Below are 6129 nucleotides of genomic sequence, written 5' to 3' on the forward strand. Positions count from 1 at the left end.
ACAACGTCTTCCTCTCCCACGACGACCGTAGCCGGATCATCGCGCCGAGGGTCGGGCGGGTCGGATCCATCACGACTGATCGCACGGTCCGCAAGCTTTTGATAGACGGCTTCGTCGACGCAGAGTGGACCATCGCCAGCTCGGACGGGACCGCCACCTTGACGATCCAGCCATATCGCACGTTGTCTGCCGCCGAGGAGGGGGACGTCACCACTGAGGGTGCCTGCCTCCTCGAGTTCGCGACGCAAGACGACCGCCACGACATCGTCGTGCTTCCACCCGCGTTGCCGAAGCACTGACATTCGGGAGGTCCTTCAGCGCGGGGTGTCGGCGTTCGATGGCAGACTGCGACGGCATGGATGCCGTCGATGATCTTCCGGTCCGTGATTCCGTTGTCGCTGGTCATCGAGCCAGCGCGGCTGACGTCATCGTTCCGCCTCGGCTGAGACCGGGCGACCGGGTGCGGTTCATATCTCCAGCCAGCCCGCCGAACCGTGCGTACATCGAGCAGATGGTCGAGCTGTTGACGAGTTGGGGCCTGCGGCCAGAGATCGGCGATCATGCATTCGACCAGGTGGGGTATCTCGCCGGGACGGACGAGCAGCGCCTGGCCGATCTGAACGGTGCGTTCCGCGAGCCCGGAGTACGGGCCATCTTCGCGACCAGAGGTGGCAAGGGTGCCTACCGCATCTCCCACCGTATCGACTTTGAGTCCGTACGACGTGATCCCAAGCCGCTCATCGGTTTCAGCGACGTCACCATCATGCACATGGCGCTGTGGAAGTTCTGCCGCCTCGGCGGTGTGCATGGCTACGCCGGCGCGGAGGCGGCAAGTCAAGTCCTGATGACGACCGATCCGATCGTGATCCACCAAGATCCTTACGAGATCTCTGCCGCGACCACGGTCGACGGAACGGCGACGGGCTTCCTGATGGGTGGCAACCTGGGGACGATGCGCACGTCGCTGGGATACGAGATGCCGAGACTCGACGGCGCCATCTGGCTCATCGAAGATCTCATGGGCACCGGGCTCGGTGAGATCGATCGAGAGCTGACGCAGCTGTTGAAGTCGGGCGTGCTGGACGGCGTCCGGGGCGTGGCTGTCGGACAGTTCACCGGCTTCGAGCCGACGCTCGACGACGAGACCCTCGGAGGTTGGACCGTCATCGACGTCCTCAACGACCGGTTGGGCCAGCTCAGCGTGCCGGTATTAGGCGGGCTGCCTATCGGACACGGCACCCGCCCGTGGACTGTGCCCTTGGGTACGACGGCCACCATCGACACCTACGCCGGTACTCTCACGGTCGAGCCCGGCGTAATGTAGCGTGTCTCGGCCGGTGCACGCCTACCCGCGATGCGTGGGCGTATAGGGTCTGATCTGTGGCCCTGCTTCTTTTGGATCTTGACGACACGTTGATCGATCGGACCGCGGCTGTCCGTTCCTGGCTGGAGGGATTCGTCGGCGACATCGGCGCGCCGCAGTCAGACATCGACTACCTCTTGGACGCGGACGCCGGTGCGCGAGGTGTAGCAGTGGAGTTCGCGCAGACCCTGAAGGATCGCTACGGCGTCGACCGGAGTGTTGACGAGATCGCCGACGAGATCCGCGTCGGCGTGCTCGAAGGCATCGTCATCCGGCCCGCGGAGCGAAACGCTCTCCTTGCGGCGCGGGCTGCGGGCTGGGCGCTGGTCATCGTCACCAACGGCGCGGTCGTCAGCCAGGAAAGAAAGATCAGAAGCAGCGGCGCCGACGAACTGGTCGACGGTTGGATCGTCTCCGAGGCGGTCGATGTGTGGAAGCCGGATCCGCTTATCTTCGAGCATGCGGCGAAGCGCGCAGGCCAGCCATTGGCGGGCGCCTGGATGGTGGGCGATAACCCGGAGGCGGACATCGCCGGTGCTCACAATGCGGGCATCGACAGCATCTGGTTGCACCATGGCCGGCCATGGCCGGATCTCCCATACCGGCCATCCTTGGCGGCGGACAGCTGTGCGGACGCGATCCGTTCGGTACTTAACGCAGAGTGACCTTCGCTAGGCCACGTCAACACTGATGTCTCCGAAGTCTGCGATGACTGACATTCTCCGCCTTCCGAGACGGGCACATCTCGTTTAGCGTGCACATCGACGGGATGTCGAGAACGCGGCGCGTGTTCCGATGTTCCTGTGAGTGCCCCGAACAAGGGCGCAAACCGAGAGGAGCGGGGACATGAAATACATGCTGCTGATGACCTACGGATTGCCGCGGGACGTCGACGAGAAGCATGGCGAGATGAGCACGTGGCCGCCGGAGGACATCAAGGCACACATCGAGTTCCAGCACGCGATCAACAAGGAGCTCATCGACAACGGTGAGCTGGTCGACGGTCAGGGCCTAGCGGGGCCGGATCAGGCGAAGATCGTCAGGTTCGATGGGCATAGCACGCCTGTGACCACAGACGGGCCGTTTCCCGAGTCCAAGGAGTTCCTGGCTGGTTATCGGATCGTCGATGTCGAGACCGAGGAGCGTGCCCTCGAGATCGCCGCGAAGATGTCGGCAGGGCCGGGACGGGGCGGTGAGGCGTTGAACATCCCGATCGAGGTCCGCCAGGTGATGTCGGCTCCGGACGTGGACGTGTGAGTATCATTCCGCCGACCTCCAGCGTTGAGGACCTGCTGCGCGAGCTGGCGCCGCAGGTGCTCGGCGCGGTGGTACGGCGGCACGGGGATTTCGACGCGTCCGAGGACGCGGTTCAGGAAGCGCTGTTGGCTGCCGTGGTGCAGTGGCGAGAAGAGGGCGTGCCGGAAGATCCCCGAGGGTGGCTGATCAGGGTTGCCTCCCGTCGCATGATCGACCAGTTCCGAAGCGAAGGCGCCCGACGCCGGCGTGAGGAGCTGGCCGCTGTCCGGGCACCCACCGACTCGCAGCTTGCCCGTGCTGTCGACGACGACGTCGCGCCGGACCACGACGACACCCTGACCTTGCTGTTCCTGTGCTGCCATCCGGTCCTGACGCCCGCGTCGGCGATCGCGCTGACGCTGCGCGCAGTCGGTGGGCTCACCACCGGGGAGATCGCGAAGGCCTTCCTCGTGCCCGAGGCGACGATGGCACAGCGGATCAGCAGGGCAAAGCAGCGCATCAAGACGTCCGGCATTCCGTTTCAGATGCCCACCGACGACGAGCGGGGGGAACGCCTCGACGCGGTGCTGCACGTGCTCTACCTGATCTTCAACGAGGGTTACACAGCCACTGCGGGCACTGCGTTGAGCCGCGCCGACCTGACGTCCGAGGCGATCCGGCTGGCTCGCATGCTCCATGAGTCCGTGCCGAACGAGGCAGAGGCCGCTGGCCTCCTCGCTCTCATGCTGCTGACCGACGCGCGACGTGCCGCTCGCACGGACGCCGATGGCTGGTTGGTCTCGCTCGCCGAGCAACGGCGGGACCTCTGGGACCGGGCGCGGATCGAGGAGGGTGTCGCCCTTCTCACCAGAACTCTCGGCACGGCCCCGGTGGGGTTGTACCAGCTGCAGGCGGCGATCGCCGCGGTGCACGACGAGGCGCCGGGCACCGAGGAGACGGACTGGCCGCAGATCGTTGCGCTGTACGAGGTGCTCGAACAGGTGGCGCCGGGGCCGATGGTGACGCTCAACCGCGCGGCTGCCGTCGCGATGGTCCACGGCCCGCGTGCCGGGCTGGCACTGCTCGGCACGCTTGACGGCGACGAGCGCATGACCCAGACGCATCGGCTCGAAGCCGTCCGTGGCCACCTGCTCGAGCTCGCCGGTGATGTGAACGGCGCTCGTGAGGCGTATCAGAAGGCAGCGAAGATGACCGCGAGTGTTCCCGAACGGCATTACCTCACGCTCAAGGCGGCTCACCTCGGCGCCGGCTAGCCGTTGGTGCGTCACACGTGTTCGGACACCAGCACCGCGACCGTGTCAGGCTCGAGCGCCTTGAAGACGTGCGCCACGTCCCCCGGGTAGGCGATGTAGTCGCCGGGGTAGAGCTCGACGGGATCCTCGGCCACGCCGACGAGCGCCCGGCCAGCGCTGAGGACGACGTGCTCGACGACCCCGGGCATGTGTGGGTCCGACTCGCGCGGGTTGCCCGGCTGGGCGGATATGAGGTAGATGTCGCGCCGAGCATTCGGCGGGCACGATGCGAGCAACGTCGCGACGTAGTCAGCCTGCTCCGACGCGACGGCCGGGCCTTCACCGGCGCGGATCACCTGTACGGTTGGCCGTTGCGGCTGGACCAGCTGCCCGAACGGCACGTTGAGCGCGACGCTGAGTGCCCATAGCGTCTCGACGCTCGGATTGCCGGAGCCGGACTCCAGCTGAGACAAGGTGGACTTCGCGACGCCGGCCCGGCGTGCCACCTCGGCGAGGGAGAGCCCGATGCGTTGACGCTCTCGTTGCAGGGACGTGGCGATCACATCGAGCGGCGCCCTGCTCCCTCCGCTGCCTCCTGTCATGCGTTCGCTCCACGAGTCGAATCGTTCATCTTGACGAACACCCCTGTTGGCGTTCACCATAGAATCCTATGCGTTCGATACGGCGAACCCTGGATCGGTCGCTCGCCCGTGACATCGCGCTGGTGTGCGTGGCTGACGCGTTCGTCGGGGCCTCGTTCGGCGCCATCGCGGTGAGCGCCGGCCTGCCGTTGTGGCTGCCGATGCTGCTCTCGGTCGTGGTGTTCGCAGGTGCGGCACAGTTCATGTTCGTCGGCATCGTCGCTTCGGGCGGTAACCCGGTCGCCGCCGTCGTCGCGGGGCTCCTACTCAACGCGCGGCATCTCCCGTTCGGCTTCACCATCGGAGACGTACTCGGACGCGGCTGGCTGCGCCGCATCGTGGGCACGCACCTCATGATCGACGAGTCGGTGGCGTTCGCCCTGGCACAACGCGAAGGCGAACGACGACGCGCGGCATACTGGGCGTGCGGCATCGGCCTGTTCATCTGCTGGAACCTGGGGGTGGCGGTCGGCGCGTTCGCCGGCACGGCCATCAGCGATACCGACGCACTCGGGTTGGACGCCGCGTTCCCGGCCGTCCTGCTCGCACTGATCCTGCCGTCCTTGCGGGATCCGGCGGCACGCCGAGCCGCTTTGCTGGGTGTCGCGGTCGCACTGGTCACCGCACCGTTCCTGCCGGCTGGGCTGCCACTGCTGCTGGCGCTCGTAGGGGTTCTCGTCGCCGGTCTCGGCCGGGACGACCAGGCCACCCGTCGCGAGCCGGAGCCGGCGTCATGAGCACGACCATGGGCTTGGTGCTCGCGACCATCGTGCTGGGCGCGGGTACGTTCGCCTTCCGTCTCGCCGGCCCCCTTCTGCGGGAGCGCGTCGAGCTGTCGCCGCGCGTCGAGAAGCTGCTCGGCGTCGCCGCCGTCGTTCTGCTGGCCGCCCTGGTCGGTACGACCGCCCTGCTCGATGAGCAGGAGTTCGTGGGGTTCGCCCGTCCCGCCGGCGTCGCGGTCGGTGGCATCCTGGCGTGGAAGAAGGCGCCGTTCTTCGTCGTCGTGCTCGCTGCCGCCGGGACCGCGGCCGGTCTCCGCGTGCTGGGCGTCAACTGAGCGCGCGGCCCGCTCCAGCCGGACGGCGGCGCGTTCTCGAGCCCCGGTTTCTAAGCACCCAGGTCCTTGAGGGTGATCAGCGCGCCGGTGTCCGACTCCTCGAGCGGCAGCTCGCGGTGCTCGCGTCGCTCCCGGACCTGCACATGCATCTCTACCGGTGTGCGGTTCAGCACGGCCTCGATGAGCGTGGCGAGAAAGCGATCCGCGGACAGGTCGTCCGGGACGGCATCGGTGCGGATGGTGACGCCGTTGAAGTCGTCGTCACTCCACTCCGCCAGGACGACGCACGTGGCGTCGTAGGCGTCGGCCTCGCCCTGCAGTTTGCGGAGCATGTCGACGGCCTTCTCGTACGCACCTGGGTCGTCCAGGATGGTGGAACGCAACACGAACAGGAAGCCCATCGAGACGAGCGGGTAACGGCCGCGCAGGTTCTTCGCGTCCCCGTATGATTCCTCGAACCTGTTCGCCAGGTTGTTCCGGAACGACGAGACCATCGACTTCGTCGAGACCAGTAGCTCCGGCCCTCGCGCCCACTGCGAGACCAGCACGTCCACTTGTTTGACGTACGCGCGCCCGAGT

The 6129-nt window shown here is 66.7% G+C and carries 8 protein-coding genes and 1 pseudogene; 7 read left to right on the plus strand and 2 right to left on the minus strand.

The window, feature by feature from the left end:
• The 5 genes from ELR45_RS39720 to ELR45_RS30675 all read left to right on the plus strand — a co-directional run.
• The coding region (locus tag ELR45_RS39720) for a DNA glycosylase AlkZ-like family protein (protein ID WP_205857589.1) at positions 1–299 on the plus strand (299 nt) is incomplete at its 5' end.
• 56 nt (positions 300–355) lie between these two features.
• The gene (locus tag ELR45_RS30660) at positions 356–1324 is read left to right on the plus strand and encodes a S66 peptidase family protein (protein WP_129669682.1); all 969 of its coding nucleotides are present in this window, start codon (positions 356–358) and stop codon (positions 1322–1324) included.
• A gap of 56 nt (positions 1325–1380) precedes the next feature.
• Positions 1381–2028 (plus strand): HAD family hydrolase, encoded by a 648-nt coding sequence (locus ELR45_RS30665; RefSeq protein WP_129669683.1) that lies wholly within the window; start codon positions 1381–1383, stop codon positions 2026–2028.
• A 181-nt stretch (positions 2029–2209) separates the two neighbouring features.
• Positions 2210–2620 (plus strand): YciI family protein, encoded by a 411-nt coding sequence (locus ELR45_RS30670; protein WP_129669684.1) that lies wholly within the window; start codon positions 2210–2212, stop codon positions 2618–2620.
• Positions 2621–2625: 5 nt separating this feature from the next.
• Positions 2626–3873: an RNA polymerase sigma factor gene (locus ELR45_RS30675; RefSeq protein WP_129669754.1), complete on the plus strand. Its 1248-nt coding sequence runs from the start codon at positions 2626–2628 to the stop codon at positions 3871–3873.
• Positions 3874–3884: 11 nt separating this feature from the next.
• Here ELR45_RS30675 and ELR45_RS30680 read toward each other — a convergent pair whose 3' ends face one another.
• Positions 3885–4454: a helix-turn-helix domain-containing protein gene (locus tag ELR45_RS30680; protein WP_129669685.1), complete on the minus strand. Its 570-nt coding sequence runs from the start codon at positions 4452–4454 to the stop codon at positions 3885–3887.
• A gap of 68 nt (positions 4455–4522) precedes the next feature.
• Here ELR45_RS30680 and ELR45_RS30685 point away from each other — a divergent pair, with 68 nt between their 5' ends.
• Both ELR45_RS30685 and ELR45_RS30690 read left to right on the plus strand, forming a co-directional pair.
• Positions 4523–5230 carry an AzlC family ABC transporter permease gene (locus ELR45_RS30685; RefSeq protein ID WP_129669686.1) on the plus strand — a complete coding sequence of 236 codons (708 nt, stop codon included), beginning with the start codon at positions 4523–4525 and terminating at the stop codon, positions 5228–5230.
• A complete protein-coding gene (locus ELR45_RS30690; RefSeq protein ID WP_129669687.1) occupies positions 5227–5550 on the plus strand; it encodes an AzlD domain-containing protein in 324 nt (107 codons plus the stop codon). Before ELR45_RS30685 ends, ELR45_RS30690 begins: the two co-directional genes overlap by 4 nt.
• A 50-nt stretch (positions 5551–5600) precedes the next feature.
• On the opposite strand, the pseudogene ELR45_RS39725 reads toward ELR45_RS30690, so the two are convergent.
• A pseudogene (locus ELR45_RS39725) lies at positions 5601–6129 on the minus strand (hypothetical protein); the annotation flags it as partial.

Source organism: Phytoactinopolyspora endophytica, assembly GCF_004138495.1.
Taxonomy (GTDB): Bacteria; Actinomycetota; Actinomycetes; order Jiangellales; family Jiangellaceae; genus Phytoactinopolyspora; species Phytoactinopolyspora endophytica.

Bases quoted from the DNA above. Each gene is read 5' to 3' on its own strand.
- ELR45_RS30660 (WP_129669682.1), top strand. From the start codon at position 356: ATGGATGCCGTCGATGATCTTCCGGTCCGTGATTCCGTTGTCGCTGGT.
- ELR45_RS30670 (WP_129669684.1), top strand. From the start codon at position 2,210: ATGAAATACATGCTGCTGATGACCTACGGATTGCCGCGGGACGTCGAC.
- ELR45_RS30680 (WP_129669685.1), bottom strand. From the start codon at position 4,454: ATGACAGGAGGCAGCGGAGGGAGCAGGGCGCCGCTCGATGTGATCGCC.
- ELR45_RS30685 (WP_129669686.1), top strand. From the start codon at position 4,523: ATGCGTTCGATACGGCGAACCCTGGATCGGTCGCTCGCCCGTGACATC.
- ELR45_RS30690 (WP_129669687.1), top strand. From the start codon at position 5,227: ATGAGCACGACCATGGGCTTGGTGCTCGCGACCATCGTGCTGGGCGCG.